Raw genomic sequence first — 26,474 nt, 5'->3', positions numbered from 1 at the left:
GTTCGAGGCTAGTGACAGCCGCTGACAATTGACAAACCAATTCACAAGTCAGTAACTGACGCATATGGAAACACTCCGCGCACGCAAGAAGCAGCGCACGCGGGACGCGCTGCTGCGGACCGCCGTCGAACTGTTCACCACCCGCGGGTACGAGGAGACGACCGTCGACGAGATCGCCGAGGCCGTCGACGTCTCGCAGCGCACCTTCTTCCGCTACTTCGCCGGCAAGGAGGAGGCCGCGCTCGCCCTGCAGGAGCTGGCGGTGCTTCGGTTCGTCGAAGCCGTGCGCGAACGGCCGGCGGACGAGGCGCCGGTGCAGGCCCTGCGCCAGGCGGTCCTGGAGGGCTGGGACACGCTCCACGAGGTGATCGAGGCCGTCGTACCGGTCGAGCTTTATCTGCGGATGCACAGGGTGATCGAGTCGACGCCCGTGCTGCTCGCCGCACATCTGCGACGCAACGAGGAGACCGAGGACACCATCGCGCGCGTCCTCGCCGAGCGCGAGGGCCTGGACGTGGACGCCGATCCCCGGCCGCGCCTGGCCGTGGCCGTGTTCGGCGGGGTGATGCGGGTGACGGAACGGCAGTGGTCCACCGGTGAGGACTTCAGCGTCGAGGCGATGCGCGCGTTGACGATTTCGTACCTCGAACAGGTGGGCCCGGCACTCACAGAGAGATGGCGAACACGCTGAGGCAGATCGGGCGGGACATTGAGAGACACTGAGGTCATCGCCACGTTTATCGAAACGTGATACCCGTCACTCAGCTCACGCGAGACCCTCTCGTTCTCCTAGTGTGTCCTCCCAGTGACTTCCTTCGACACTTCCCCGCAACTGAACGTCTGGCGCGCGCTGCTCGCACTGGCCGTCGTGTTCGTGATGCTGGCGACCACCGGATGGACGGCCCTGCGCAGCCATCGCGCGGTGACTCCGCTGCAGGCCTCGCTCTCCTCCTGGGAGCACGGCCGCTTCCACGGGCACCACCTGCCGGACGCCGACGCGTCCCCCGCGCACCTCGCCCGCTTCTTCGCCTCGCTCACCGCTCAGGAGCGCAGCCACCTCGCGCACCGCTACCCCCTCGCGGTCGGCAACATGAACGGTGCTCCCGTCGCGCTGCGCTACCGCGCCAACCGTGTCGCGCTCAGCGAGCAGCGCAAGGTCGAGCTCGGACGCATGCACGACAGCCGGCTCTCGCCCGTCGGACAGCGGGACGCCGGCCGCCGTATGCACCGCTACGACTCGCTGCTGAACAAGGGCCGGCAGATCCTCGCCTTCGATCCCGAGGGCTCGGGGCGGGTAGCGGAGGTGATCGGAGACCTGCAGCGGGCCGAACGCGTGTCGGTCGTCGTCCCCGGCGTCGACACCAACCTGCTCACCTTCCAGAAGACCAACCGCCCGTACTCGGCAGCCCTCGGCATGGCCCAGTCGCTGTACGCGGCGGAGCATGCGGCGAGCCCGACGACGCGTACGGCCGTGATCGCCTGGGCCGACTACACGGCGCCCGCCGGGCTCGGCATCGACTCGGCGACGGCGATGCGCGCGGCGGAGGGCTCGCTGCGGCTGAACGCGATGCTGCGCGGGCTGCCCGGCAAGGCGCCGGTCTCGCTGTTCTGCCACAGCTACGGCTCCGTGGTGTGCGGCATCGCCGCTCCCGGACTGCCGCGCCGGGTGGCCGACATAGCGGTGGCCGCCAGCCCCGGCATGCGCGTGTCGAACGCCTCCCACCTGCGCACCACCGCTCAGGTGTGGGCGATGCGGGACGCCACCGACTGGGTCCAGGACGTGCCGTACCTGGAGCTCGGCGGGCTGGGCCACGGGGCCGACCCGGTGTCGGCCGCGTTCGGGGCACGGGTGCTGTCCGCGCAGGGCGCGAAGGGGCATGCCGGCTATTTCGAGCCGGGCACGCAGAGCGTGCTGAACTTCGCGGAGATCGGCGTTGGCGCGTACCAGTCGGTGCGCTGCGCACGCGAGGAGAGCGGGTGCCGGGAGGGTTTGTCCGGCACGACCGCGGCCGGACGCGCGTAGAGGCGCAGAAACCGCGGTATGCGCGGGGTGGAGACGAAGGACCGGGTCATGCATACGATGAGCCGCATGGGTGACGTACTGGCCGGATTTCATGCCGCCTGGGAGTTCGAGTCCGACTCCGTGCTCATCCGTTACGAACGGGGGATTCGAACACCCAAGCTCTTCCAGGCGCTGGGGGAACGTCGTGTGCCGCTGGAGGCGATCTCCGGGGTGACGCTGTCCCCCGGGAAGCGCGGCACCGTCGTCCTGCGGGCCGAGGTGCGGCCCGGGGCCGATCCGCTGCTGGAGGCGGCGGCGGGACAGCTCAAGGAAGGGTGCGATCCGTACCGGCTGGTGCTGCCTGCCGAGCGGGACGCTCTCGCCGAGTACTACGCCGACGAGCTGCGGGCGCTGCTGACCGCGGACGGGGAGCCCGCCGAGCGGTTTCTGGTGGCCGCGCCCGAGGCGCCCCGGCAGTTCAAGGCGTATGACGCGAAGGCGTCCTTCGACGGGAAGACCGTGCACTTCCGGTGGTTCTGGACGGGGGCGTCCTCCGCCAAGTGGAAGGCCGGGGACCAGAGTTTTCCGGTCGGTGAACTGAGCGGGGTGGAGTGGCGGTCGCCGGAGGTGCTCGAGGGGCATCTGCGGTTGGTACGGCGTAGTGCTGCACAGGCTGAGCAGGTTGACCAGGATCCGGCGGCTGTGGTGTTCGGGTTGGGGTACGGACCCGTACATGAGTCGTTGCCGTTTGCGGCGGCTGTGCTGGCCGCGGTGCGGGAGGCCGGGCCGGCGGCTGTGGTGTCGGCCGGTGCGCCTAGGCGCGATCCGGCCGACATTGCCGAGCGCATTCGTCACCTGGGGGAGTTGCATCAGGCGGGGCTGGTGACGGATGAGGAGTTCTCCGTCAAGAAGGCGGAGTTGCTGGCGGAGCTCTAGCGTCTGCCGAGTGCGGTTCGTTGGCTTCCGCGGGTTCGTCGTGGCTGGTCGCGCCCCGCGGCGGAGCCGCAAATCGACACAGCCCCGCGCCCCTTGAAAGCCGTCCCGCGCCACCTTGAAAGCCGTCCCGCCCGGACCCGCTTGGAAACTGCTCCGCGCGCCCCCTTGAAAGGGGTTACTCCCTTGAAAGGGGTTACTCCCTGCCTGCAGATGCGAAGGTCATGTCCGGGTAACGCGTCCCCGCCACCTTCGACGCGATCGGTTCCAGCGCAGCCAGCTCTTCGTCCGTCAGGACGATGGCCGTTGCCGCTGCGTTCTCCTCCACCCTCCTGCGCTTCGTCGTGCCAGGAATCTGGGCGACCGCCAGCCCGTGCACATCCGCCCGCTGCTGGACCCAGGCGAGGGCGATCTGGGCCGGGGAGGCGTGGTGGGCCTCCGCCACGGTGCGGATGGGGTCGAGGAGGGCCGCGTTGGTGGCCGCGTTGTCGCCCTGGAAGCGGGGCATCGAGCGGCGGACGTCGCCGTCGGTCAGGTCCTTGTCCGCGTTGGAGAAGGAGCCGGCGAGGAAGCCGCGGCCGAGCGGGGAGTACGGGACCAGGGCCACGCCCAGTTCGCGGGCGGCCGGCACCACGTTGGCCTCGATGTCCCGGCTGAACAGGGACCACTCCGACTGCACGGCGGCGATCGGGTGCACGGCCTGCGCGGCGCGCAGTTCGTCGGCGGTGACCTCGCTGAGGCCGAGGTGCTTGACCTTGCCCTCGCGGACCAGCTCGGCCATGGCGCCGACGGTCTCCTCGATCGGCACGTTCACATCGCGCCGGTGCATGTAGTAGAGGTCGATGACGTCGACGTCCAGGCGGCGCAGGCTGCCCTCGACGGCCTGGCGGACATACGGGGCGTCGCCTCGGATGACCCGCTTGGTGCGGTCGCCCGCCGGGACGCGTACGCCGAACTTGGTCGCGATGACGACCTCGTCCCGGTGCGCCCTGAAGAACGGCGAAAGGAAGCGCTCGTTGTCGCCGTCGCCGTAGCCCTCCGCCGTGTCGTACAGCGTGACGCCCAGCTCCAGTGCCCGCTCCAGGGTGGCCCGCGACTCCTCCGCGTCGGTGGGGCCGTACGCCCAGCTCATGCCCATGCAGCCGAGGCCCTGTACGCCGACCTCGGGGCCGTCGGCGCCGAGTCGTACCGTCGGGATCCTGCTGTCCGTCATCGCACCTTCTCCGCGTAGAAGCTGATCTTCCGGTCGAGCACCGCGAGGGTGTCCTGGAGCTCCGCCATCCGGGACAGCACGTCCCGGCGGGTCTGCTCGAGCAGTTCGAAACGCTCGCCGAACGTGTGGTCGCCCTCGCGCACCAGTTCCGCGTACCGCACCATGTCGGCGACCGGCATACCGGTCAGCCGGAGCTTGCCGACGAGGTCCAGCCAGTCGAGGTCACGGTTGCTGTAGCGGCGCTGGCCCGTGTGCGAGCGGTCCACGTGCGGCATCAGCCCGATGCGCTCGTACCAGCGCAGGGTGTGCGCGGTGAGGCCGGTGAACGCGACGACCTCGCTGATCGTGTAGCTGTCCTGGCCTTCGGGGCGCCGATGGGGGTGGGGCGGGGCACCGCAACTGTCGGTCCTGGTGGGCGTGGTCTCCATCACCGTCATGACCTCAACGCTATGACCTTCGAGTGCACTCCAAGCAAGCGGAACCCGTAAGAAACAAGCACGGCGGAAATCGGCGGGACATCGGGCTGTGGCGGTGGCTAGCGTGCGGGGCATGAGTCTTGTACGCCGGGCCGTGCCCGAGGACGCGCGGGAAGTGCTGCGGCTGCGCCAGGTGATGATCGATTCGATACCGGGGGCGGATCCTGCCACGGACTGGCACCAGGAGTCACTGCCGGGGCTGCGGGAGAGGCTGGGCGAGGCGGAGGGGAACTTCGCCGCGTTCGTCGTGGACCATCCGGAGCGGCCGGGGGCGCTGGCCGCGCTGGTGGCCGGGACCGTCGACTACCGGATCGGGAAGGCGGGCGATCCGCTCGGGAGGGTCGGCTACGTCTTCAGCGTGGCGACCGACCCGGACGCGCGGCGCCGCGGATACGCGCGCGCGTGCATGGACGTACTGCTGGACTGGTTCCGGGAGCGCGGTGCCGCACGGGTGCACCTCACCGCCTCCCCGGAGGCTGAGCCGCTCTATGTCTCCCTCGGCTTCAGGACCAAGCCCAGGCCCGACCCCCTGCTGGAGCTCATGCTGTGAGCGCTTAGGCTCGACGGCATGTCGCTGAAGAGCCTTGCGCTGATCGAAAACTGGCCGGTTCCCACCGCCGCGGCGGGTGTGGTGCGGGGCGACGGCACGGTCCTCGGCACCCATGGCCCGGCAGACCACCGCTTTCCCCTCGCCTCGGTCACCAAGCCGCTCGCCGCGTACGCCGCCCTCGTCGCGTACGAGGAGGGGGCGATCGAGCTCGACGAGCCGGCCGGTCCGCCCGGCTCGACGGTCCGCCATCTGCTGGCCCACACCTCGGGGCTCGCGTTCGACGAGCACCGGGTGACCGCACCGCCCGGGGAGCGGCGGCTGTACTCCAACGCCGGGTTCGAGCAGCTCGGCGACCACATCGCCAAGGCGACGGACATCCCGTTCGGCGAGTATCTGCGGCAGGCGGTGCTGGAGCCGCTGGGGATGACCGGCACATCCCTGGAGGGCTCCCCCGCGAAGGACGGTGTGTCGACGGTGGAGGACCTGCTGCGGTTCGCCGCCGAGGTGCAGGCGCCGCGGTTGCTGGATCCGCGGACGGTGGCACAGACGATGACGGTCCAGTACCCGGGTACGAAGGGTGTCCTGCCCGGCTACGGGCACCAGAACCCGAACGACTGGGGCCTGGGCTTCGAGATCCGCGACTCCAAGTCGCCGCACTGGACGGGCTCTTCGTCCTCCGCGCGCACCTTCGGGCACTTCGGACAGTCGGGTACGTTCCTGTGGATCGACCCGGATGCGGGAGTGGCGGGCGTGGCCTTGACCGACCGGGCCTTCGGGCCCTGGGCGGTCGAGGTGTGGCCGGTGTTCACGGATGCGGTGCTCTCGGAGTTGCGGGGCTGAGGCCGGTGGGGGCACCGCCGGGTCCGTTTCGCCCCCGCCGCCCCTACCCGTCCCGTCCCTGGGGGCTGCCGCCCCCAGACCCCCGCTTCGGCCTGAACGGCCTCGTCCTCAAACGCCGGACGGGCTGGAAGACTCAGGCGCCGGACGGGCTGAAGGACTCAGGCGCCGGACGGGCTGGAAGATCCCGCCATCTCCCAGATCAGCAGCTCCGCCCGCGTCGCCCCGACCGCCTCCAGATCCTTGGCGTCGATGATGCGAGCCGCGTCGCCCGGCCCCAGCTCCTCGCCGTCCAGGCGCACTTCACCGCGTACGACATGGACGTAGACGTGGTGTCCGTCCGGGACCGCCGTGCGCTCCCCCGCACCCAGGCGCCGTACGTGGAGCATCGCGCCCGCCTCCGGGACCGCGTACGGCGTCGAGTCGGCGATGCCGTGGACGATCTCGTACGCGGGGTCGCCGCCGGGCTCGCGGGGAGCCAGCCACATCTGGACGAAGGTCACGGGGGTCGGGCCGTCGTTGCGCTCCACATGCCGTACGCCCGCGGCCGAGCTGAGCCGCTGGACGTCGCCGGGCCGGACCGTCGTCTCGTGGCCGAAGGAGTCACGGTGGGTCAGCTCACCCTCGACCACCCACGTCACGATCTCGGTGTGGCTGTGCGGGTGTTCGCCGAAGCCGGCGCCGGGGGCGAGACGCTCCTCGTTGCAGGCGATCACCGCGCCGAAGCGGAGGTTGTCGGGGTCGTAGTGCGGCCCGAAGGAGAAGGCGTGCCACGACTCGATGCCGGCTGCCGGGTCGCCCCCTGGGTAGCGCTCCGCAGCGCGCCGTACGTCCATCACGCACTCCACGGTAGACCTCGGTCTGCACCCGGCGACGCACGCTCCCGTCCGGATAAGGCAGTCTTGTCCCCGTGCCCGAACCCGAAACGAGCAAGCCCGAAGCCGCCGCGCCCGGCGTCCACCAGCATGCAGCGACCCTGAAGCGTCTGGAGAAGTCCTCCGGCTCTCTCGCCCAGCAGGCCATCGCGCGCATGGACGAGACGCTGCCGTGGTACCGGGCGATGCCCCCGGAGAACCGTTCCTGGATCGGGTTGGTCGCCCAGGCCGGTATCGCCGCCTTCACCGAGTGGTTCCGGCACCCCGATGCCCCGCAGGCCATCTCGACGGATGTGTTCGGGACCGCGCCCCGCGAGCTGACCAGGGCGATCACGCTGCGGCAGACCGTGGAGATGGTGCGCACCACCATCGAGGTCATGGAGTCCGCCATCGACGAGGTGGCGGCGCCCGGTGACGAGAACGTGCTGCGCGAGGCGCTGCTCGTGTACGCCCGGGAGATCGCCTTCGCCACCGCCCAGGTGTACGCCCAGGCCGCCGAGGCACGCGGTGCCTGGGATGCCCGGCTGGAGTCACTGGTCGTCAACGCCGTGCTCAGCGGCGAGGCCGACGAGGGCGCCGTCAGCAGGGCCGCCGCCCTGGGTTGGAACGCGCCCGAGCATGTGTGTGTCGTCCTCGGTACCGCCCCCGACGGGGACTCAGAGTTGACGGTGGAGGCGATTCGGCGGGCCGCCCGGCACGCCAAGCTGCAGGTGCTCACCGGGGTGCTCGGGGACCGGCTCGTCGTCATCGCCGGCGGCAGCGACAACCCCATCGCGGTGGCCAAGTCGCTGATCGGGCCGTACGCGGCCGGGCCCGTGGTGGCCGGGCCCGTGGTGTCCGATCTGCTCGCCGCGACCCGGTCCGCGCAGGCCGCGGCCGCCGGGCTGAAGGCGTGTTCCGCCTGGCAGGACGCCCCGCGGCCGGTGCTGGCGGACGATCTGCTTCCGGAGCGCGCGATCGCCGGGGACCCGAGCGCGCGCGAGCAGCTGGTGGAGGAGATCTACAGACCGCTGGAGGAGGCCGGCTCGGCACTTCTGGAGACGCTCTCCGTCTATCTCGAGCAGGCGAGCAGTCTGGAGGGGGCGGCCCGGATGCTCTTCGTTCACCCGAACACCGTGCGCTACCGGCTCCGACGTGTGACTGACGTCACCGGTTGGTCGCCTTCCGATGTACGCTCCGCGTTCACGCTGCGGATCGCGCTGATCCTGGGGCGTCTGGCCGACGGGGATCTCCCCGCCTAGTCTTTTGTCGGGGGTCCACAAAACCCCCTCGTGTTCTTCGTCCCTGTCCCCACGGGCGGCCGTGGCCGTCCACAAGAGAGAGTGTGAGAGTGCTCGTACTCGTCGCTCCCGGCCAGGGCGCCCAGACGCCCGGCTTCCTGACTCCCTGGCTCGAACTGCCCGGTGCCGCCGACCGCGTCGCCGCCTGGTCGGACGCCATCGGGCTGGACCTTGCCCATTACGGCACGAAGGCCGACGCGGAGGAGATCCGCGACACCGCCGTGGCCCAGCCGCTGCTCGTCGCCGCCGGCATCCTGTCCGCCTCGGCACTCGGTGCCGTCACGCCGGGCGCCGTCGCGGGCCACAGCGTGGGCGAGATCACCGCCGCCGCCTTCGCGGGCATCCTCGACGACGCCGCCGCGCTCACCCTCGTACGCAAGCGGGGTCTGGCCATGGCCGACGCCGCCGCGATCACCGAGACCGGGATGTCGGCGCTGCTCGGCGGCGACCCCGAGGTGTCGGTCGCGCACCTGGAGAAGCTGGGTCTGACCCCGGCGAACGTGAACGGCGCGGGCCAGATCGTCGCCGCGGGCACGCTGGAGCAGCTCGCCGTGCTGAACGAGGACAAGCCCGAGGGCGTCCGCAAGGTCGTCCCGCTGAAGGTCGCCGGCGCCTTCCACACGCACCACATGGCGCCCGCCGTCGACGCGCTGGCCAAGGCCGCCGCCGAACTGACCCCCGCCGACCCGAAGTTCACGTACGTGTCCAACAAGGACGGGCAGACGGTCGCGACCGGCGCCGAGGTGCTGGAGCGGCTGGTCGGCCAGGTCGCCAACCCGGTCCGCTGGGACCTGTGCATGGAGACCTTCAAGGAGCTCGGCGCGACGGCCGTCATCGAGGTGTGCCCCGGCGGCACGCTGGTCGGCCTCGCCAAGCGCGCGCTGCCGGGCGTGAGGACGCTCGCGCTCAAGACCCCCGACGACCTCGACGCGGCCCGCGAGCTCATCACTGAGCACGCCAACGCCTGACATCAAGGAGCCGTACGAACATGTCGAAGATCAAGCCCAGCAAGGGCGCCCCGTACGCGCGCATCCTCGGTGTGGGCGGCTACCGCCCGACCCGGGTCGTGCCGAACGAGGTGATCCTCGAGACGATCGACTCGTCGGACGAGTGGATCCGTTCGCGCTCCGGCATCGAGACCCGGCACTGGGCCTCCGACGAGGAGACCGTCGCCGCGATGTCGATCGAGGCGTCCGGCAAGGCGATCGCCGACGCGGGGATCTCCGCGGAGCAGATCGGCGGCGTGATCGTCTCGACCGTCTCGCACTTCAAGCAGACCCCCGCCGTGGCGACGGAGATCGCCGACAAGCTCGGCACGAACAAGGCCGCCGCGTTCGACATCTCGGCGGGCTGCGCCGGCTTCGGCTACGGCCTCACCCTCGCCAAGGGCATGATCGTCGAGGGCTCCGCGGAGTACGTCCTCGTCATCGGCGTGGAGCGGCTGTCCGACCTCACCGACCTGGAGGACCGCGCGACGGCCTTCCTGTTCGGCGACGGCGCGGGCGCGGTCGTGGTCGGCCCCGCACAGGAGCCGGCGATCGGCCCGACCGTATGGGGCTCGGAGGGCGACAAGTCCGAGACGATCAAGCAGACCGTGGCGTGGAACGAGTACGACAGCTCCACGGACAAGTTCCCTGCGATCACACAGGAGGGCCAGGCGGTGTTCCGCTGGGCCGTGTTCGAGATGGCGAAGGTCGCCCAGCAGGCGCTGGACGCGGCCGGAATCACCCCGGACGACCTGGACGTCTTCATTCCTCACCAGGCCAACGAGCGGATCATCGACTCGATGGTGAAGACGCTGAAACTGCCGGAGCACGTCACGGTCGCGCGTGACGTACGCACCACCGGCAACACCTCGGCCGCCTCGATTCCGCTCGCCATGGAGCGGCTTCTGGCGACCGGTGAGGCGAAGAGCGGCGACACCGCGCTCGTCATCGGCTTCGGGGCGGGTCTCGTGTACGCCGCGACGGTCGTTACCCTCCCCTAGGCACTCCGTGCCGGATCATCATCGGATCCGGTGCGGAAAGCACTGCAACACCTGCCGCTGACGCGGCGGGCGCCACACCCTCTGGATTACTACGAAGGAGCGCCTGATATGGCCGCCACTCAGGAAGAGATCGTCGCCGGTCTCGCCGACATCGTGAACGAGATCGCCGGCATCCCGGTTGAGGACGTCCAGCTGGACAAGTCCTTCACCGACGACCTGGACGTCGACTCGCTGTCCATGGTCGAGGTCGTCGTCGCCGCCGAAGAGCGCTTCGACGTCAAGATCCCGGACGAGGATGTCAAGAACCTCAAGACGGTCGGCGACGCGACCAACTACATCCTCAAGCACCAGGCCTGAGCCTTTTAGGCCCGGCTGTATTGCCCCGCCACCCGGCGGTGGCGCCGCTGAATCCCGATCCGTTGGAGAAAGAATTCCCGTGAGCCCGACCAATCACACCGTGGTCGTCACCGGTATCGGCGCAACCACACCGCTGGGTGGCGACGCAGCCTCTACCTGGGAGGGTCTGATCGCCGGCAAGTCCGGCGTGAAGCCCCTGGAGCAGGAGTGGGCCGCCGAGCAGGCGGTCCGTATCGCCGCCCCGGTCGCCGTGGAGCCCTCCGAGGTCATCCCCCGGCCGCAGGCCCGCCGCCTGGACCGCTCGGCGCAGTTCGCGCTGATCGCGGCCAAGGAGGCCTGGGCGGACGCCGGTTTCACCGACAAGGCGGGTGCCGATGCGAGCATCGACCCGGAGCGTCTCGGTGCCGTCATCGCCTCCGGGATCGGTGGTGTGACGACTCTGCTCGACCAGTACGACGTGCTCAAGGAGAAGGGCGTCCGCCGCGTCTCCCCGCACACCGTCCCCATGCTGATGCCGAACAGCCCGTCCGCCAACGTGGGTCTCCTCGTGGGCGCCCGTGCGGGCGTGCACACCCCGGTCTCCGCCTGCGCGTCGGGCGCCGAGGCCATCGGCTACGCCATCGAGATGATCCGCACCGGCCGCGCCGACGTCGTCGTCGCGGGTGGCACGGAGGCGGCCATCCACCCCCTTCCCATCGCCGCGTTCGGCAACATGATGGCGATGTCCAAGAACAACGACGACCCGCAGGGCGCCTCGCGGCCCTACGACGTCGCGCGGGACGGCTTCGTCCTCGGTGAGGGCGCCGGCGTCCTCGTCCTGGAGTCCGCCGAGCACGCCGCCAAGCGCGGTGCCCGCGTGTACGCGGAGGCCGTCGGGCAGGGCGTCTCCTCCGACGCGCACGACATCGTGCAGCCCGAGCCCGAGGGCCGCGGCATCTCGCACGCCCTGCAGAACCTGCTGGACCGCAGCGACCTGGACCCGGCGGAGATCGTGCACGTCAACGCGCACGCCACCTCGACGCCGGCCGGTGACGTGGCCGAGCTGAAGGCACTGCGGAAGGTGTTCGGCGACGACGCCGACCACATGGCGGTCTCGGCCACCAAGTCGATGACCGGACATCTGCTGGGTGGTGCGGGCGGTGTCGAGTCCGTCGCGACGATCCTTGCGCTGTACCACCGGGTCGCTCCGCCGACCATCAATGTCGAGAACCTCGACCCCGAGGCGGAGGCGGCGGCGGACATCGTCCGTGGCGAGGCCCGGAAGCTTCCTGTCGAGGGACGGATTGCCGCTCTGAACGACTCGTTCGGGTTTGGTGGGCACAACGTGGTGCTGGCGTTCCGTACGGTCTGAGTATTGCCGTGAACGGCGTGTGGCCCGCACCCCGGGTTCAGGGGCGGGCCACACGCCGTTCGTTTGTCTGCGGGCCGGTGGGGGTCGATCGCGCCCACGCGGCGGAGCCGCGTATCGACACAGCCTCGCGCCCCTGAAGACAAAAGCCGTTCACACCACCTGGTGCAGCCAGCGCACCGGAGCGCCCTCACCCGCGTACCGGAAGGGCTCCAACTCGTCGTCCCACGGCTTTCCGAGCAGCTTGGCGATCTCGGCCTCCAGTTCCGTCTCGCCCTGCTGGGAGCGGGCCAGGGCGGCGCGGAGGCGGTCCTCGGGGATGAGGATGTCGCCGTGGATGCCGGTGACGGCGTGGAAGATGCCGAGGTCGGGGGTGCAGCTGTAGCGCTCGCCCTCCGCGGTGGGGCAGGGCTCCGCGGTGACCTCGAAGCGCAGCAGTTGCCAGCCGCGCAGCGCCGACGCCAGCTTGGACGCCGTGCCCACCTCGCCCTGCCAGGAGAACTCCGAGCGCCAGGTGCCGGGGGCGGCGGGCTGCCGGATCCAGTCGAGGTTGACGCGTGTGCCGAGCACCCCGGCGACGGCCCACTCGACGTGCGGGCACAGCGCGCGCGGCGCGGAGTGCACGTACAGAACCCCACGTGTCGTCACCGGGACCTCCGGGCAGAGCAGGACAATCTGGCGAACTGGCGGTCGGCCGTGGCGGTCGGCCACGTTGATGGCGAGGCTACCGTGCGACGGCGCAAGGAGTGTGACGTACCGTCGGTCCCGATGCGCTGAAACGTCCGCCATTCACCCGGCAGGACGCTTGTACGGGTGTGATCCGTTGCATGATGCGTGGATCGGGAACTCTCGCGCGTTGTCATGGGGTGACACATCCGTACGTAGCGGGACTGACCGAGGGGATCACCGGCGTATGCGGAAGCCAAGCCACCGTTCACGGACCGTTCTCGCCGCCGTGGCGGCGACCGTCCTGGGCGTCGCCGGCTGCGACGCCGTCGGTGGCAACTCCGCCGGACCGACGGGCACCAAGGCGCACAGCGCGAAGCCGACTCCGGCGTGGGACGTGAGCCCCCGTTCGATCGCGGCGGTCGGCGACTCCATCACCCGCGGCTTCGACGCCTGTACGGTCCTGTCGGACTGCCCCGAGGTGTCCTGGGCGACCGGCAGCAGCGCCAAGGTCGACAGCCTCGCCGTACGGCTGCTGGGGAAGGCGCAGGCCGCCGAGCGCAGCTGGAACTACGCGGTGACCGGGGCGCGGATGGCGGACCTGCCGGGCCAGCTGGCGCAGGCGGTGACGCGCAGGCCGCAGTTGGTGACGGTGATGGCGGGGGCGAACGACGCCTGCCGGGCCAGCACCGCCGCCATGACCTCGGTGGAGAGCTTCCGCGCCGACTTCGAGGACGCGCTGGGCATTCTGCGCAAGTCGCTGCCGAAGACGCAGGTGTACGTGGCGAGCGTGCCGAACCTGAAGCGGCTGTGGTCCGAGGGTCGCACCAACCCGCTGGGCAAGCAGGTGTGGAAGCTCGGCATCTGCCCCTCGATGCTGGCCGACGCGGACGCGCTGGACTCGGCGGCGACGCTGCGGCGGGACACCGTGCAGAAGCGGGTGGAGGCGTACAACAAGGTGCTGGAGGAGGTCTGCGCCAAGGACCGGCGGTGCCGGTTCGACGGCGGCGCGGTGTACGACTACCGGTTCGGCACGTCGCAGTTGAGCCAGTGGGACTGGTTCCATCCCAGTGTGAACGGGCAGGCGCGGCTGGCGGAGATCGCCTACCGGAAGGTCACGGCCGACAAGGCATGAGCCGGCCTCAGGGAGGTGTCCTAAAGTTCCGCACATGAACGAACTCTTCGGCACACTTTCCGACGGCACCCCGGTGCACCGCTGGACCTTGGAGCGAGCGGGCGTACGGGTCCGGATCCTGTCGTACGGCGGGATCGTGCAGTCGCTGGAGATCCCGGACCGGGACGGGCGGGCCGGGAACGTGGTGCTGGGGTTCGCGGAGCTGGACGGTTATCTCGCGCACCCGGAGCCGTATTTCGGCGCGCTCGTCGGCCGGTACGCCAACCGGATCGCGGGCGGCCGCTTCCCGCTGGACGGGGTGACGTACGCGCTTGAGCAGAACACACCGCCCAACTCCCTGCACGGCGGTGAGCGCGGCTTCGACAAGCGGGTGTGGGACGTTACGCCCCTCGAAGCAGAGGCGCACGGGGTGCGTCTGAGCCGGGTCGGTGCGCATGGTGAGGAGGGCTTCCCGGGCCGGCTGGAGGTCTCGGCGACGTACACGCTCGACGAGTCCGGCGCGCTGCGTATCGCCTACGAGGCGGTGACGGACGCGCCGACCGTGCTGAACCTGACGAACCACAGCTACTTCACCCTCGGCGGATCGGGCAGCACGGGCGGCCACGAACTGCGGCTCGCCGCCTCCCGCTACACCCCGGTCGACGCCGATCTGATCCCGACCGGCGAGCTCGCCGACGTGACGGGCACGCGCTTCGACTTCCGTCAGGCGCGCAAGGTCGGCGCCGGATACGACCACAACTTCGTGCTCGACGGCGGGGTGACCGAGACCCCTCGTGAGGTCGCCGAACTGCACGACCCCGCATCCGGCCGGGTCCTGACCGTGGCCACCACCGAGCCCGGCCTCCAGATCTACACCGCGGACCACCTGTCCGCCCCCTTCGCTCCCGGCGACGGCATCGCCCTGGAGACCCAGCACTTCCCCGACTCCCCGAACCACCCGGGCTTCCCGAGCACGGTGCTGCGGCCGGGCGGGGTGTTCCGGTCGGAGACGGTGTACGGGTTCGCCACCCGCTAGGCGGGGCTGGCGAAGTCCGCTGCGGTCGGCCGCGCCCCAAAGGGGCGCGGGGCTGTATTCGATGTGCGGCTACCACCGCGCGGGCGCGACCAGCCACCACGCACCGGCAGACGACGGACGCCCCAGCACGGCCGAACCCGCGGAGCGCGTTGCCCCGGCCCGGGGGTCAGGTCCCGGGCCGGGGCTGTTCGTGGGGAGACTTGTCCCGGATCAGACGTTAATCGTCGCGGTGAGGCGGCGGTCGGTGATCGAGCGGCTCACCTGGATCTCGTACGAACCCTTCACAAATGACCACGAGTTCGTCGCCTCGTCCCAGACCTCGAAGGCGCGGCGGGGGATCTCGACGACTGCTTCCCTCGTCTCGCCGGGGGCCGCCTCGACGCCCGCGAAGCCGGCCAGCCGGCGTGCCGGGCGGTCGGGGCCGGGCTCGGTCGGCGCCAGGTAGAGCTGCACGACCTCCCGGCCCGCCCGCTCACCGGAGTTGCGGAGGCGGATCGTGGCGGTGGTGCCGTCGACCTCGACGGACTCGTAGGTCCACTCGGTGTAGCCGAGGCCGTGGCCGAAGGGGTACGAGGGGGTGCGCCCCTGCTTCTCCCAGGCCCGGTAGCCGATGAAGACGTCCTCGGTGTACGGGAGTTCGCCGCCTTCGGGGACGACCTGGGTGACCGGGGCGTCGGACAGGGAGCCCCAGGTGGTGGGCAGACGGCCGCCCGGCTCGTACGCGCCGGTCAGCACGTCCGCGAGGGCCGCGCCGCCCTCCTGGCCGGGGAACCAGCTGAGCAGGACCGCGGCGACCTCGTGCCGCCACGGGAGCTCGACGGGGGAGCCGGAGTTGACGACCACGACGGTGTTCGGGTTGGCGGCGGCGACGGCGCGGACCAGTTCGTCCTGGCGGCCGGGGAGGGTGAGGTCCTTGCGGTCGTAGCCCTCGGACTCCACGCGGTCGGTGGTGGCGACCACGACGACGGCGGTGTCGGCGGCGCGGGCGGCCTCGACGGCCTCGGCGATCAGCTCGTCGGCGTCGCGCTGCGGCTCCAGATGGGCGAGGGCGAAGGCGACGACCTCGAAGGGGAACCCCTCGGGGAGCGCGTAGGTGTGGGTGAGGGAGACCTCCACCGGTTCGCCCGCGGTCAGTTCGGCGGTGGCGCGGGGCACCGGGGCGCCGAAGAACGCCTCGAAGGGGTCGCTGTCGTCGGCGGGGCCCTGGAGGTCGTCGTAGTGCGTCGTGCCGTCGACGGTGAGGGTGAAGTGGCCGGTGCCCTTGGCGCCGAAGGTGTGGAGGCCGGTCTCGCGCGGGGTGAAGGTGCCGGTCAGCTCGACGGTGTGGAGGCGGTCGTGGGTGACGCCCTCGGGGAGGTCCGACCCCATCCACTGGATCTGGCCGTTGGGCGCCGAACCCGTGCCGATGACCTGGCCTTCGGCGTCCCGGCACACGGCCCGCAGTGCGAAGCCCTTGTCGGCGACGGCGAGTTCGGTGTTGGGGTCGGCGCCGACGGCGTAGCTGAGCGTGCCCTCGGGAAGGGCGGCGGTGAGGCCGTCGAGCGGGGAGACGATCCGGGCCGGGAAGACCGTCGCCGACCCCCCGCCGAGGACCCGGGCGTCGCGGGCTGCGGCGCCGGTCAACGCCACCGTGCCCGGTTTGAGGGGCAGGGCCTGGTTGTCGTTCTTCACGAGGACGAAGGCGCGGCGGGCGATCTCGCGGGCCAGTGCGATGCCGTCGACGGTCCCGGGCAGCTCGGTGACGGCGGGATCGGCGCTCTCCAGGGCGCCGACGCGGGCCGCGAGCCGCAGGACGTTGCGTACGGCCCCGTCGACGACCGCCTCCTCGACCTTGCCGTCCCGTACGGCCTGGGCGAGGGCTTCGCCGTACACGGTCTGCGGGCCGGGCATGGCGACGTCGAGGCCGCCCTCGATGGCGCCGGCCGTCGACCGGGCCGCCATCCAGTCGGAGACGTTGTACCCGTCGAAGCCCCACTCCCCTCTCAGGACCTCGTTCACCAGATACCGGTGCTCGGTCATCGTCGTGCCGTTGACCGTGTTGTAGGCGGTCATGATGCCCCAGGGGTGGGCGTTCTCCACGATGAACTCGAAGGGGGCCAGGTAGAGCTCGCGCAGGGCGCGCGCGGAGACCAGGTTGTCGACGGTGAAGCGGTCGGTCTCGGCGTCGTTGGCGACGAAGTGCTTGACGGTGGTGCCGACGCCGCCGGACTGCACGCCCCGCACGTACCCCGCGCCGATCAGCCCGGTCAGACACGGGTCCTCGCTGTAGGCCTCGAAGTGCCGTCCGCCGAGCGGGGAGCGATGCAGATTGACGGTCGGCGCGAGCAGCACGTGCACGCCTTTGCGGCGGGCCTCCTGGGCGAGCAGCGTGCCGGCGCGGCGGGCGAGTTCCGGGTCCCAGGTGGCGGCGAGGGCGGTCGGGGAGGGCAGGGCGACGGAGGGGTCGTCGGCGGTCCAGCGCACGCCCCGGACGCCGATCGGCCCGTCGGACATGACGATCGACTCCAGGCCGATCTCCGGCAGGGCGGGCAGGGACCACATGTCCTGGCCGGACAGCAGCCGGGCCTTGGCGTCCAGATCCAGCTTGCCGAGCGCGGCGTCGACGGCGGCCTCGCGCGCCCGGTCGGCCGGAGAGGTTCCAGGGGTTCCCGCCATCGGGTGCCTCCTCATCAAGTCATGCTGCCAACTTCATTCAGGTCGCCCTGGGCCTCATCGTGCATCCATTACCTGTAACGCGGTAGGTTTCGTTATGATTTCGTAATATTGACTCTACGGGGATGCCGTACGGTGACGCCATGAACGCCAGGGTCAGGAGCGAGGAACGGCGCGCGGAGATCGTGCGGGCGGCGCTGGAGGTGATCGCCGAGCGCGGGTACCGGGGCGCGAGCCTGGCCGCGGTCGCGGAGCGCGTCGGGCTCACCCAGCAGGGGCTGCTGCACTACTTCCCGACCAAGGACGCGCTGCTGGTCGCCGTGCTGAAGGACCGGGACCAGTGGGACGCCGTACCGGCCACGCAGTGGCGGGTGGATCTGCTGGCCTCGATGGTCGAGTACAACGCCATGCGGCCGGGCATCATCCAGACCTTCTCCGCGCTGCTGGGGGAGAGCGTGACGGAGGGGCATCCGGCGCGGGGGTACTTCACCGGGCGGTACCGGCAGGTGCGGGAGAGCATGGCGGCGGTGCTGCGGGCCGAGTACGGGGAGCGGTTGCCGAACGGGCTCACCCCGGAGCGGACCGCCCCCCTGCTCGTCGCGGTGATGGACGGTCTGCAGTACCAGTGGCTGCTGGACCCTGAGTCGGTGGACATGCCGGGGGCGTTTCGGGACTTCCTGGCGCTGCTGGGAGAGGGCGCCTGAACTCCCCTGCTACTGGCGCCAGATGACGGCGAGAGTCTTGCTCACCGCGCACAGGGCGGCGAAGGCGACCGCCCAGGCCATGGCTCCGGCGGCGAACAGCGCGGCCACACCGGCCCCGAACCAGAGCAGTTCGAAGCCGACGCGGACCGCGCCGCGTGTCTTGTACGACGCCTTCTGGGAGCCGAACAGCGCCCACAGCACGATCAGGACGGCCGGGGCGCCGAGGCCGAGCAGCCAGCCGAGCGCAGTCGCCACGTCCCGGGTGAAGCCCCAGTACGACACGGCCGCGAGCGCGCCGAGTTCGATGAGGAACAGGACGCCGAGGTTCACTGCTCTGACCGCCTTCATGACGGCAGTATCACCCGGAAGGGATCACTCCGGCGCGGGTACGGCGGCGACGACCTCGATCTCGATCTGCGCCTCGGGCCGGAACAGTCGCGAGGCCTCGAAGGTCATGCTTGTCGGCGGCGTCCCGGTGAGGAACTCCCGCCGTACGGCGCCGTACTCCTGCAGCCCGGCGATGTCGGTCAGGTACGAGCGGATGTTGACGACGTCGGCCAGGGTCGCGCCGTGGGCGCGGAGCAGGGCGTCGAGTCCCTCGAAGATGCCGCGCGTCTGCTCGGCGAGGGTGGCGCCCTCGGCGATCTGGCCGGAGACGAACAACAGGGCGCTGCCGTCGGCGTGTTCGACGCGAGCGACCTGGGAGTAGTAGGGGCTGGCGGGCTGTGGGGCGCCGGCCGGGTTGTCGAGGGTGACCTTCACGTCGCTCCTTCAGGAGGTTCGGATGCCGGCGGCCTCGTGGGAGAGGTCCGCGTCCGCGAGGGCGGGGTCGGCGGCGGTCCGGCGGTAGTGGTCCAACGCGGCTTCCATGGCGGGCAGTTCGGCCGCCTTCGTCGCCAGGGCCAGGTCCTTGACAGGCGCGTCGATGACGGTGGCCGACTCCCCGGCTCTGGCCGCGAGTTCCCGTACGGCGTCCGGACCGACGGTCGGCATCTCGATCCAGTGAGTGCCGGGGCGCAGTGCGGGCACGATCTCGCCGGCGACCGCGTCGAGCGCGGCCGGGTCGGCGACCGTCGTGATCACCACGTCGGCCTCCCGAACGGCGTGGGCGGGGGGCGCGGCGAGCACGGCGCCCTCGGCGACCAGCGGTGCGGCCTTGGCGGCGGTGCGGTTCCAGACGGTCAACGGGTGCCCGGCGGCGAGGAGTCGGCGGGCCATGGGGGCACCCATGTGGCCCAGGCCCAGGAATGCGATCCGATCCATCTGCGCTGTCTGATCCATCTGCGGCATGCCGTCGACGCTAGGCCCGCCACCCGCGATGCGACAAGCGAATGTCTAGCATGGCTCCCATGCCGAAACAGCATCCCGCAGCAGGCGTTCCGGTACCGGACCTCTCCACCGTCTGGCTGCGGGTGTTCCTCGTGGTCGCCCGGCACGGATCGTTCACCGTGGCCGCGCGGGCGCTCGGGTGGACGCAGTCGGCGGTGTCGCGGCAGATCTCCTCGCTGGAGGCGGCGCTGGGCGGAGCCCCGCTCTTCGACCGGCTGCCCCGCGGCGTACGGCTCACGGAGGCCGGCCGGCTGCTCGTCCCGCACGCGGAGACGGTCGCCGAGACCCTGCACGGCGCCGCGCGCGAACTGGCGGCGCTGCGTGAAGTGGCCGGCGGACGGCTGCGGTTCGGGGCGTTCGCGACGGCCGACGCGGCGCTGGTGCCACACGCGCTGGCCGCGTTCCGGGCCCGCCACCCCCGGGTCCGGCTCTCCCGCGAGGAGGGCCTCACGCCCGGCCTCCTGGACCGGCTGGCCGCGGGCCACCTGGACCTGGCGGTCGTGTCGACGACCGGCGGTGCGCCCTTGGAGTCGTACGAACTCCACCATCTCCTCGACGAGTCGCTGTACGTCGCCGTGCCCGCCGACCACCCGCTGGCCGGTCACGAGGGCCCGGTACGGCTCGGTCAACTCGCCGGCGCCGACTGGATCTCCGGCAGCTCCCGCCCCGAGGGCACCCTCCTGGACGCCGCCCTGCGCCAGGGCTTCCGCCCGCGCGTAACGCATGTCGTGGGCGAGTGGACCGCCAAGCAGGGGTACGTCGCCGCAGGACTCGGAGTCACCCTGGTCCCCGCTCTGGCCGCCGAGTCCGTACGCCCGGACATCGTGCTGCTGTCGGTCCTGGACGAGGGGGCTCCTGCCCGGGCGGTCTACGCGGCGACGGCACGGGGGCGGGCACTGACGCCGGCTGCGGAGGCGTTCGTGGGGGCGCTGCGGGAGGCGGTGGCTCGTATCCCGGGGTAGGCGGGTGTACTCCGGTGCCCACCTGACACACCCGCACCATGGCGTAGACCACTTCCGTCGGGCGATACTGCGGCCGTCCGCACCACGCTCCCCCGCGACGGCGACGGAAGGACCTGAACTCCCTTGAATTCCCTACGTGTTCGGATCGGTGTACTCGGACTGGCGCTGCTGGCCGGGTTCACGGCCCCCACCGCGGCGGCCGCCGCCGGGACCGTCCCCTCCCCCACCGTGGAGGAGCAGCGGCTCGACAAGGCCGTACCGCAGGAGATCCTCGAACGGTCCGGATTCGACGACGTGGCCCCGGCGCTCACCCGCGCGCTGGACGGGGCCCGTTCCTATGCGCAGGCCCGTCGCATCGTCGTACACGAGGGGTCGGCGCTGTGGCGGCGGGCCGTGGACCGGGCGCAGGGGCACGGGCCGGCGGGCGGGGACCTGGCCCGGGACGACGACCGGCCGCTGTACTGGGCCCGGCTCGGCATGACGCGCGAAGTCCGCACCTGGGAGCCGGAGTTCGAGCTGAGCGACCGGCAACGCGCGACGCTGGTCGATGCCTTGGAGCGCACCTCGCGCGGGCAGGCCGACGTCCGCTACCCGCAACGCGGCAAGGGCTTGCGGCGGGTGCTCGTCACCGGCTTCGATCCGTTCACGCTGGACCGGGACATCCGGATCTCCAATCCCTCCGGGGCGACCGCGCTCGCACTCGACGGCACGGTGATCGAGACGGCGGACGGACCGGCGCGGGTCGAGACGGTCGTGTTCCCGGTGCGCTGGCAGGACTTCGCTGACGGAACGGTGGAGCGGACGCTGCGGCCGTACCTGAGGAAGGTGGATCTCTTCACGACGGTGAGCCAGGGGCGGGTCGGGCGGTTCGACGTGGAGCGGACCAACGGGGCCTGGCGGGGCGGGTTCCCCGACAACGACAACATCAGCCGGACGGAGACCGTCCCGGTCACCGATCCCGCCTCACAGCCCCAGTGGACGACGACGACCCTGCCGTACAAGGAGATCGTGGCCGCGCACACGGGACGATTCCCGGTGTACGACCACACCGAGGTGACCGAGATACCGGCGGGCGGCACGGACGCGGTGGTACGGCCGGACGGGCCGACTCCCGGGTCGACCGCGCGGGCCGGCGGCGGGGGCGACTACCTCTCCAACGAGATCGCGTACCGGGCGACGCTGCTGCGCGACCGTCTCGGGCTGCACGACACCCTGCCCGGCGGCCATGTGCACACGCCGGTGCTGCAGTTCGGCCCCGGCAACACCGACCCGGCCACCGGGACGGTCACGGACCCGCAGTTCCTGCAGAACCGGCAGGACATCATCACTCAGGTACGGGCGATCCTGACCGTGGCGGTCAGCGCCACGAGCGCTGGGTGACGTCTTCCGGTTCGGGGTCGTCGGCGGTGTCGTCGTCACCCTCCTCGGTCTCCTCGCCCAGCAGCTCCCGCGCCAGCAGTGTCGCGCCCGCGACCGCGCCCGGCATCAGGAACACCGCGACGAACGGGACCAGGAAGGCCAGGCCGAGTGGGGTGCCGAAGCCCCAGACCAGGGTCTTGCGGGAGCGCAGCAGGGTGAGGCGGGCGCGCAGTTCGACGCCGCGGCGCTGGAGGGCCACCGCGGTGAGCTCCTCCGTGAGGAAGAAACCGGTGACGAAGAAACCGATCACCGGGACGACCGTCTGGCCGACGAGCGGGATGAAGCCGAGGGCGAAGAGCAGGACGCCCCACAGCAGTGCGCGGACGACGATACGGAGGCTGTCGCGGGCCGAGATCCACAGTTCGCGCCAGAGGGGGAGGCCGGACGCGGGGGCCGTGCCGTTCGGGTCGACGTCACGGTCGACCTTCTCGGAGAGGTTCTCGTAGAAGGGCTGGCCTATGAGGAGCGTCACGGCTGTGAAGGTGAGGACGGCGAGGAGGAGGGCCAGGGCGAAGAGCACCGCGGTGAGGAAGCCCCGGAAGAGCGCGGGCCACGGGCTCGACCAGTTGTCTGCGAAGGGGGTTGCCCAGGTGACGGCGTCTTCGCCCCAGAGGGCCAGGCCGACCAGGGCGGCCATGTAGAGGACCAGGGTCATCAGGCCCGGCAGCAGGCCGAAGCCGTATTGCTTGCCGTGTGCGGCCACCCATCGTTGGCCCTTCAGAAGGTATGTGAAGCCCGCCCCTAGATCGCGCATGTGGGGAATTTTACGGGGAGGGGTGGGAGGCTTGTCCTGGCTGCGGTCTGCGGGTTGTTTGCGGCTTGTCGCGCCCACGCGGCGGAGCCGCATATCGATACAGCCCCGCGCCCCTTGGACCGGCGCTGCAGCTCACGGTGTTGAGACTGCGACCAGCACTCCAGGCTCCGCCGTCGGTGACACCGCCGCGCTCACGCGTACCGCCGCCGCCCGCGCCACCCGCCCCGCCCGGGACGCCGTAGCCAGCAACAGGGGCTGGAATCGCTCGAAGCCGGACACCAGCAGTTCCTCCCCCGCGACCAGCACCGGACGTGCCACCTTTGAAGTTGCCGCTGCCGCCTCGGCGAGGTCGGCCAGTGGGGGCAGGGTGGCTCGGACGACGCCTGCTCCGGCGGCCGTGGCGCGTTCCGCGAGGGCGACCTGGAGGGGCATCAGCGGGGCGAGGGCTGCGGTCAGCGCGTCGGCGACGCGGCGGAGTTCGGGGGAGGAGTCGCGCAGGACGTCTGCTGCCGCTCGGAGTACCGGTGTCACCGCGAGAAGTGCTCCCGCGGCCACGCCCGCCGCCGCGGGCAGCAGCGGGGACGTCGCCTCGACCAGGTCGCCGAGGGCGTCCGCGAACTCCTCCACCGCCGGCTCGACCGCGTCCAGCACCGGCAGGAGGCTGTCGCCGATCGCCGTCAGCAGGGCCTGCGCCGGTTCGCTCACCGGGTGCACGGCGAGCGGCGCCCCGCTCGTGCCCAGCCGGGTCAGGGTGCCGACGATCCGGTAGAACGCCTCCTGCGCCTGCGGGGACGCGCTCGCCTCGGCCAGTTCCGCGGTGGTCTCGCGGAGCACGCGCAGCACCTCGGCGCCCGAGCCGTCCCGTGGGTCGAAGGTGTTCATCGCGATCCGGGTGATGTTCTGGGCCGTGTCCAGGAGCTGTCCGGTGATGTCGGTGGTGTTGCGTGCCATGCGCAGCACGTCGTCCCTGCTGGGGAGCGAAGGGATCGTTGCCATGGGCTCTCCTCGGCTGGAGCCTGCGGACCGGCGGTCGCCCTCAGCATGCCCCCATGCGGTGGACCCCGTCGCCCCCTTGGGCCCACCCGGTGATGCGCCATCCGGGGCATCCGTGACATGAACCACCTCTTGTTGGGGTTGAGTCGAACAGGTACATCCCGCCGTACCGATCTCAGGAAGCCCCGGAGGAGGTACGCGTACAGCGGCCGAGCTTGAGGAGAACGGATGACGCAGCAGATCCACGGCACCGTCGCGGACGGCTTCGAGACGGTGCGTGAGGAGTTCGCCGCGTTCGTGGCGGGGGAACTGGCCGACTACGAGGGCCAGTTGTGCGCGTATGTGCACGGCCGGAAGGTCGTCGACCTGTGGGCCGGGGACGGCAACGACGCCGAGTCCCTCTACGGTGTGTTCTCGTCGACCAAGGGCGCCGCCCATCTGGTGGTCGCGCTCCTCGTGCAGGACGGCACGCTCGAGCTGGACCGCAAGGTGACGTACTACTGGCCGGAGTTCGGGACCGAGGGCAAGGCGGCGCTGACGCTGCGGGACCTGGTCACCCATCGCGCCGGGCTGATCGGGCTCGACGCCGGGTTCAGCGAGGACGAGCTGGCCGACGACCGGGCGATCGCCGAACGGCTCGCCGACCAGCGGCCGTTCTGGCGCCCGGGCACGGCCTTCGGCTACCACGCGCTCGTCATCGGCGCGCTGGCCGGAGAGGTGGTCCGACGGGCCACGGGCCACACCCTTCAGGAGATCTACGAGGAGCGGGTGCGGGCGCCGTACGGGCTGGACTTCTACCTGGGGCTGCCCGAGGCTCTGGAGCCCCGCTTCCGGTCCGTGCGGCCGATGGCCCCGACGGCGAAGCAGCAGGCCGTGCTGGACGCGGCGCCGAGAGGGCCGCACACGCTCGCCTCGATCGCGTCCAACACCCATGTGGCCGAGCCGGGGGACCTGGTCGGCCACGCCAACTCCCGTACCGTGCGGGCCAAGGGTCCGGCGTCGGCGGGCGGTGTGGCCGCGGCGCGCGGGCTCGCCGGGATGTACGCGGCGGCGATCAGCGAGGTGGCGGGGCGGCCGCCGCTGCTGAAGCCGGACACCGTCGCCGAGGTCGGGCAGGTCCACTCGGTCGGGTACGACCTGGTGGCCCGCGGCCACCGCGCGTTCGGCCTCGGTTTCCAGGCGACCGGCGAGGCCTGGTACCTGTTCCTGGGCGCCGGGGCGTTCGGGCACGCAGGGGCGGGCGGCTCGCAGGCGTTCGCGGATCCGCGCAGCGGGCTGGCCTACGGCTACACCCGGCGGCGCATTGCCTTCCCGGGCGGGGCGGCGCCGGAGAACGAGCGGCTGGTGAGGGCGGCACACACGGCGGCGCTGGCTTCCTGATCCCCGTACAGCCGTCCGTTCGCCGTACAACAGAGGCCGCACCCCACGTCCAAGGGTGCGGCCTCCGTCGTAGCAACGAGTCCGTCAGATCAGCGTCACGGTGATGTTGCCGCGAGTTGCCTTCGAGTACGGGCAGACCTGGTGGGCCTTCTCCAGGAGGGCCTTGGCGGTTGCCGCGTCGACGCCCGGGATCCGGGCCGAGATCTCGACGATGATGCCGAAGCCGTCGTCGTTCTTGCCGATGCCGACCTTCGCGGTGACCGTCGAGCCGGTGAGGTCGGCCTTCTCCTGCCGGGCGACCACGCCCAGCGCGCCCTGGAAGCAGGCGCTGTAGCCGGCCGCGAACAGCTGCTCCGGGTTGGTGCCGGCGCCGCTGCCGCCCATCTCCTTGGGCGGGTTGACGATGACGTCGAGCTTGCCGTCGTCGGTGGCGACCCGGCCGTCGCGACCGTTCTCGGCGGTGGCGACGGCGGTGTACAGGACGTCGGTCTGCTGGATGGACATGCGGTTGTCTTCCTCCTCGGTCCGCCGCGACTCGCGCCCACGGTCGACGACGGTTTCGGAAAGAAGTTACCGCATACCGGAAACGGCGAGGAAGGCCTACAGCTTTACGATCATCTTTCCGGTGTTGTCGCCGCGCAGGACCCCGAGGAACGCCTCCAGGTTGTTCTCGATGCCCTCGACGACCGTCTCGCGGTACTTCAGCTGCCCTGAGGCGACCCAGGGGCCGACCTCGCGGACGAACTCGGGCTGCAGGTCGTAGTGGTCGCCGACCAGTACGCCCTCGACGCGGAGCCGGTTCTGCAGGATCTTGACCATGTTGCGCGGGCCGGGGGTCGGCTCGGTCGAGTTGTACTGCGAGATCATGCCGCAGATCACGGCCCGGCCCTTGAGGTTGAGTGCGCCGATCGCGGCCTCCAGGTGCTCGCCGCCGACGTTGTCGAAGTAGACGTCGATGCCGTCCGGGGCGGCCGCCTTCAGCTGCTCCCAGACCGGGCCGTTCTTGTAGTTGAACGCGGCGTCGAAGCCGTACTCCTCGACGAGGAGCTTGACCTTGTCGTCGGAGCCGGCGGAGCCGATGACCCGGGAGGCACCCTTGAGCTTGGCGATCTGGCCGACCTGGCTGCCGACGGCACCCGCGGCGCCGGACACGAAGACCGCGTCGCCCTCCTTGAAGGCACCGACCCGCAGCAGGCCGGAGTACGCCGTGAGGCCGGTCATACCGAGGACGCCGAGGTACGTGCTCAGCGGCGCGGCCTCCGGGTCGACCTTGACGGCGGTCTTCGCGTCCACGACCGCGTACTCGCGCCAGCCGAGGAAGTGCAGCAGGTGATCGCCGACGGCGATGCCCTCGGCGTTGGACTCGACGACCTCGCCGACCGCGCCGCCCTGCATGACCTTGCCGAGCTCGAAGGGCGCGACGTACGACTTCGCGTCGCTCATGCGGCCACGCATGTACGGGTCGACCGAGAGGTACTTGTTGCGGACCAGCACCTGGCCCTCACCCGGTGTCGCGACCTCCGTCTCGACCAGGGCGAAGTCCTCAGGCTTCGGCCAGCCGACGGGGCGGCTGAGCAGGTGCCATTCGCGGTTGATCATGACGAGAG

General features: G+C 71.0%; 28 protein-coding genes. 16 read left to right on the top strand and 12 right to left on the bottom strand.

Translation table 11 applies throughout. The annotated features are described in order from the left end of the window. Positions 1-64 precede the first annotated feature (64 nt). The 3 genes from LJ657_RS02925 to LJ657_RS02915 all read left to right on the top strand — a co-directional run bounded on the left by LJ657_RS02925 (position 65) and on the right by LJ657_RS02915 (position 2,938). Complete coding sequence (locus LJ657_RS02925; protein WP_232646580.1) at positions 65-691, top strand: TetR family transcriptional regulator; 627 nt, start codon at positions 65-67, stop codon at positions 689-691. Positions 692-805: 114 nt separating this feature from the next. Next, positions 806-2,023: an alpha/beta hydrolase gene (locus tag LJ657_RS02920; protein WP_232646579.1), complete on the top strand. Its 1,218-nt coding sequence runs from the start codon at positions 806-808 to the stop codon at positions 2,021-2,023. A 57-nt stretch (positions 2,024-2,080) separates the two neighbouring features. Further along, entirely contained in the window at positions 2,081-2,938 is an 858-nt protein-coding gene (locus LJ657_RS02915; RefSeq protein WP_232646793.1) for a DUF4429 domain-containing protein, read from the top strand. Between the two features lie 193 nt (positions 2,939-3,131). Here LJ657_RS02915 and LJ657_RS02910 read toward each other — a convergent pair whose 3' ends face one another. Both LJ657_RS02910 and LJ657_RS02905 read right to left on the bottom strand, forming a co-directional pair. After that, a complete protein-coding gene (locus LJ657_RS02910; RefSeq protein ID WP_232646578.1) occupies positions 3,132-4,148 on the bottom strand; it encodes an aldo/keto reductase in 1,017 nt (338 codons plus the stop codon). Further along, positions 4,145-4,585: a MerR family transcriptional regulator gene (locus LJ657_RS02905; RefSeq protein ID WP_115908394.1), complete on the bottom strand. Its 441-nt coding sequence runs from the start codon at positions 4,583-4,585 to the stop codon at positions 4,145-4,147. Before LJ657_RS02905 ends, LJ657_RS02910 begins: the two co-directional genes overlap by 4 nt. Before the next feature lie 112 nt (positions 4,586-4,697). Between LJ657_RS02905 and LJ657_RS02900 the strand changes: the two genes are divergently transcribed. Together LJ657_RS02900 and LJ657_RS02895 are read left to right on the top strand one after the other, a co-directional pair. Continuing rightward, positions 4,698-5,174, top strand: a complete 477-nt coding sequence (locus tag LJ657_RS02900; RefSeq protein ID WP_232646577.1) for a GNAT family N-acetyltransferase — start codon at positions 4,698-4,700, stop codon at positions 5,172-5,174. An 18-nt stretch (positions 5,175-5,192) separates the two neighbouring features. Further along, on the top strand, positions 5,193-6,014 hold the full coding sequence (locus tag LJ657_RS02895; RefSeq protein WP_232646576.1) for a serine hydrolase domain-containing protein: 822 nt from the start codon (positions 5,193-5,195) through the stop codon (positions 6,012-6,014). 158 nt (positions 6,015-6,172) lie between these two features. Here LJ657_RS02895 and LJ657_RS02890 read toward each other — a convergent pair whose 3' ends face one another. Then, complete coding sequence (locus LJ657_RS02890; RefSeq protein ID WP_232646575.1) at positions 6,173-6,850, bottom strand: pirin family protein; 678 nt, start codon at positions 6,848-6,850, stop codon at positions 6,173-6,175. A gap of 71 nt (positions 6,851-6,921) precedes the next feature. Here LJ657_RS02890 and fasR point away from each other — a divergent pair, with 71 nt between their 5' ends. From fasR to fabF, 5 genes are all read left to right on the top strand, one after another. After that, positions 6,922-8,127 (top strand): fatty acid biosynthesis transcriptional regulator FasR, encoded by a 1,206-nt coding sequence (gene fasR, locus LJ657_RS02885; RefSeq protein ID WP_232646574.1) that lies wholly within the window; start codon positions 6,922-6,924, stop codon positions 8,125-8,127. Between the two features lie 89 nt (positions 8,128-8,216). Beyond that, entirely contained in the window at positions 8,217-9,134 is a 918-nt protein-coding gene (locus LJ657_RS02880) for an ACP S-malonyltransferase (RefSeq protein ID WP_232646573.1), read from the top strand. Between the two features lie 20 nt (positions 9,135-9,154). Beyond that, a complete protein-coding gene (locus LJ657_RS02875) occupies positions 9,155-10,153 on the top strand; it encodes a ketoacyl-ACP synthase III (protein ID WP_232646572.1) in 999 nt (332 codons plus the stop codon). Positions 10,154-10,261: 108 nt separating this feature from the next. Next, positions 10,262-10,510: an acyl carrier protein gene (locus tag LJ657_RS02870; protein WP_030931809.1), complete on the top strand. Its 249-nt coding sequence runs from the start codon at positions 10,262-10,264 to the stop codon at positions 10,508-10,510. A 79-nt stretch (positions 10,511-10,589) separates the two neighbouring features. Continuing rightward, entirely contained in the window at positions 10,590-11,861 is a 1,272-nt protein-coding gene (fabF, locus tag LJ657_RS02865; RefSeq protein ID WP_232646571.1) for a beta-ketoacyl-ACP synthase II, read from the top strand. A gap of 150 nt (positions 11,862-12,011) precedes the next feature. On the opposite strand, the gene LJ657_RS02860 is transcribed toward fabF, so the two are convergent. After that, entirely contained in the window at positions 12,012-12,506 is a 495-nt protein-coding gene (locus tag LJ657_RS02860) for a DUF3145 domain-containing protein (protein WP_232646570.1), read from the bottom strand. 265 nt (positions 12,507-12,771) lie between these two features. On the opposite strand from LJ657_RS02860, the gene LJ657_RS02855 reads away from it, so the two are divergent. After that, positions 12,772-13,659, top strand: a complete 888-nt coding sequence (locus tag LJ657_RS02855) for an SGNH/GDSL hydrolase family protein (RefSeq protein WP_232646569.1) — start codon at positions 12,772-12,774, stop codon at positions 13,657-13,659. Between the two features lie 34 nt (positions 13,660-13,693). Further along, positions 13,694-14,674: an aldose epimerase family protein gene (locus LJ657_RS02850; protein WP_232646568.1), complete on the top strand. Its 981-nt coding sequence runs from the start codon at positions 13,694-13,696 to the stop codon at positions 14,672-14,674. Positions 14,675-14,884: 210 nt separating this feature from the next. Here the strand turns inward: LJ657_RS02850 and LJ657_RS02845 are convergent, their stop codons facing one another. Continuing rightward, positions 14,885-17,329 carry a beta-glucosidase gene (locus LJ657_RS02845; protein ID WP_232646567.1) on the bottom strand — a complete coding sequence of 815 codons (2,445 nt, stop codon included), beginning with the start codon at positions 17,327-17,329 and terminating at the stop codon, positions 14,885-14,887. A 122-nt stretch (positions 17,330-17,451) separates the two neighbouring features. Here LJ657_RS02845 and LJ657_RS02840 point away from each other — a divergent pair, with 122 nt between their 5' ends. Beyond that, positions 17,452-18,030 carry a TetR/AcrR family transcriptional regulator gene (locus LJ657_RS02840; protein ID WP_232646566.1) on the top strand — a complete coding sequence of 193 codons (579 nt, stop codon included), beginning with the start codon at positions 17,452-17,454 and terminating at the stop codon, positions 18,028-18,030. A 9-nt stretch (positions 18,031-18,039) separates the two neighbouring features. Here LJ657_RS02840 and LJ657_RS02835 read toward each other — a convergent pair whose 3' ends face one another. Genes LJ657_RS02835 through LJ657_RS02825 form a run of 3 tightly spaced genes read right to left on the bottom strand, consistent with a single transcriptional unit; the run spans position 18,040 to position 19,320 of the window. Then, positions 18,040-18,378 (bottom strand): YrdB family protein, encoded by a 339-nt coding sequence (locus LJ657_RS02835; RefSeq protein WP_232646565.1) that lies wholly within the window; start codon positions 18,376-18,378, stop codon positions 18,040-18,042. A gap of 24 nt (positions 18,379-18,402) precedes the next feature. Further along, on the bottom strand, positions 18,403-18,792 hold the full coding sequence (locus tag LJ657_RS02830; protein WP_232646564.1) for a RidA family protein: 390 nt from the start codon (positions 18,790-18,792) through the stop codon (positions 18,403-18,405). A 9-nt stretch (positions 18,793-18,801) separates the two neighbouring features. Continuing rightward, positions 18,802-19,320 (bottom strand): NAD(P)-dependent oxidoreductase, encoded by a 519-nt coding sequence (locus LJ657_RS02825; protein ID WP_232646563.1) that lies wholly within the window; start codon positions 19,318-19,320, stop codon positions 18,802-18,804. Positions 19,321-19,370: 50 nt separating this feature from the next. On the opposite strand from LJ657_RS02825, the gene LJ657_RS02820 reads away from it, so the two are divergent. Beyond that, complete coding sequence (locus LJ657_RS02820; RefSeq protein ID WP_232646562.1) at positions 19,371-20,321, top strand: LysR family transcriptional regulator; 951 nt, start codon at positions 19,371-19,373, stop codon at positions 20,319-20,321. 123 nt (positions 20,322-20,444) lie between these two features. Further along, positions 20,445-21,701, top strand: coding sequence for a pyroglutamyl-peptidase I (locus tag LJ657_RS02815; protein WP_232646561.1), 1,257 nt, complete (start codon positions 20,445-20,447; stop codon positions 21,699-21,701). Here the strand turns inward: LJ657_RS02815 and LJ657_RS02810 are convergent. Both LJ657_RS02810 and LJ657_RS02805 read right to left on the bottom strand, forming a co-directional pair. Continuing rightward, positions 21,679-22,494 carry an EI24 domain-containing protein gene (locus tag LJ657_RS02810; protein WP_232646560.1) on the bottom strand — a complete coding sequence of 272 codons (816 nt, stop codon included), beginning with the start codon at positions 22,492-22,494 and terminating at the stop codon, positions 21,679-21,681. The two genes, LJ657_RS02815 and LJ657_RS02810, sit on opposite strands and share 23 nt — an antisense overlap. A 132-nt stretch (positions 22,495-22,626) precedes the next feature. Further along, on the bottom strand, positions 22,627-23,490 hold the full coding sequence (locus LJ657_RS02805) for a hypothetical protein (protein WP_232646559.1): 864 nt from the start codon (positions 23,488-23,490) through the stop codon (positions 22,627-22,629). Positions 23,491-23,715: 225 nt separating this feature from the next. Here LJ657_RS02805 and LJ657_RS02800 point away from each other — a divergent pair, with 225 nt between their 5' ends. Then, positions 23,716-24,867 (top strand): serine hydrolase domain-containing protein, encoded by a 1,152-nt coding sequence (locus LJ657_RS02800; RefSeq protein ID WP_232646558.1) that lies wholly within the window; start codon positions 23,716-23,718, stop codon positions 24,865-24,867. 84 nt (positions 24,868-24,951) lie between these two features. Here LJ657_RS02800 and LJ657_RS02795 read toward each other — a convergent pair whose 3' ends face one another. Both LJ657_RS02795 and LJ657_RS02790 read right to left on the bottom strand, forming a co-directional pair. Continuing rightward, positions 24,952-25,371, bottom strand: a complete 420-nt coding sequence (locus LJ657_RS02795) for an organic hydroperoxide resistance protein (RefSeq protein WP_232646557.1) — start codon at positions 25,369-25,371, stop codon at positions 24,952-24,954. A 96-nt stretch (positions 25,372-25,467) separates the two neighbouring features. Beyond that, positions 25,468-26,466 carry an NADP-dependent oxidoreductase gene (locus LJ657_RS02790; RefSeq protein ID WP_232646556.1) on the bottom strand — a complete coding sequence of 333 codons (999 nt, stop codon included), beginning with the start codon at positions 26,464-26,466 and terminating at the stop codon, positions 25,468-25,470. Positions 26,467-26,474 lie beyond the last annotated feature (8 nt).

The organism is Streptomyces guryensis (assembly GCF_021261325.1).
Classification (GTDB): Bacteria; Actinomycetota; Actinomycetes; order Streptomycetales; family Streptomycetaceae; genus Streptomyces; species Streptomyces guryensis.
This window is presented reverse-complemented; position numbering and strand designations above follow the sequence as displayed.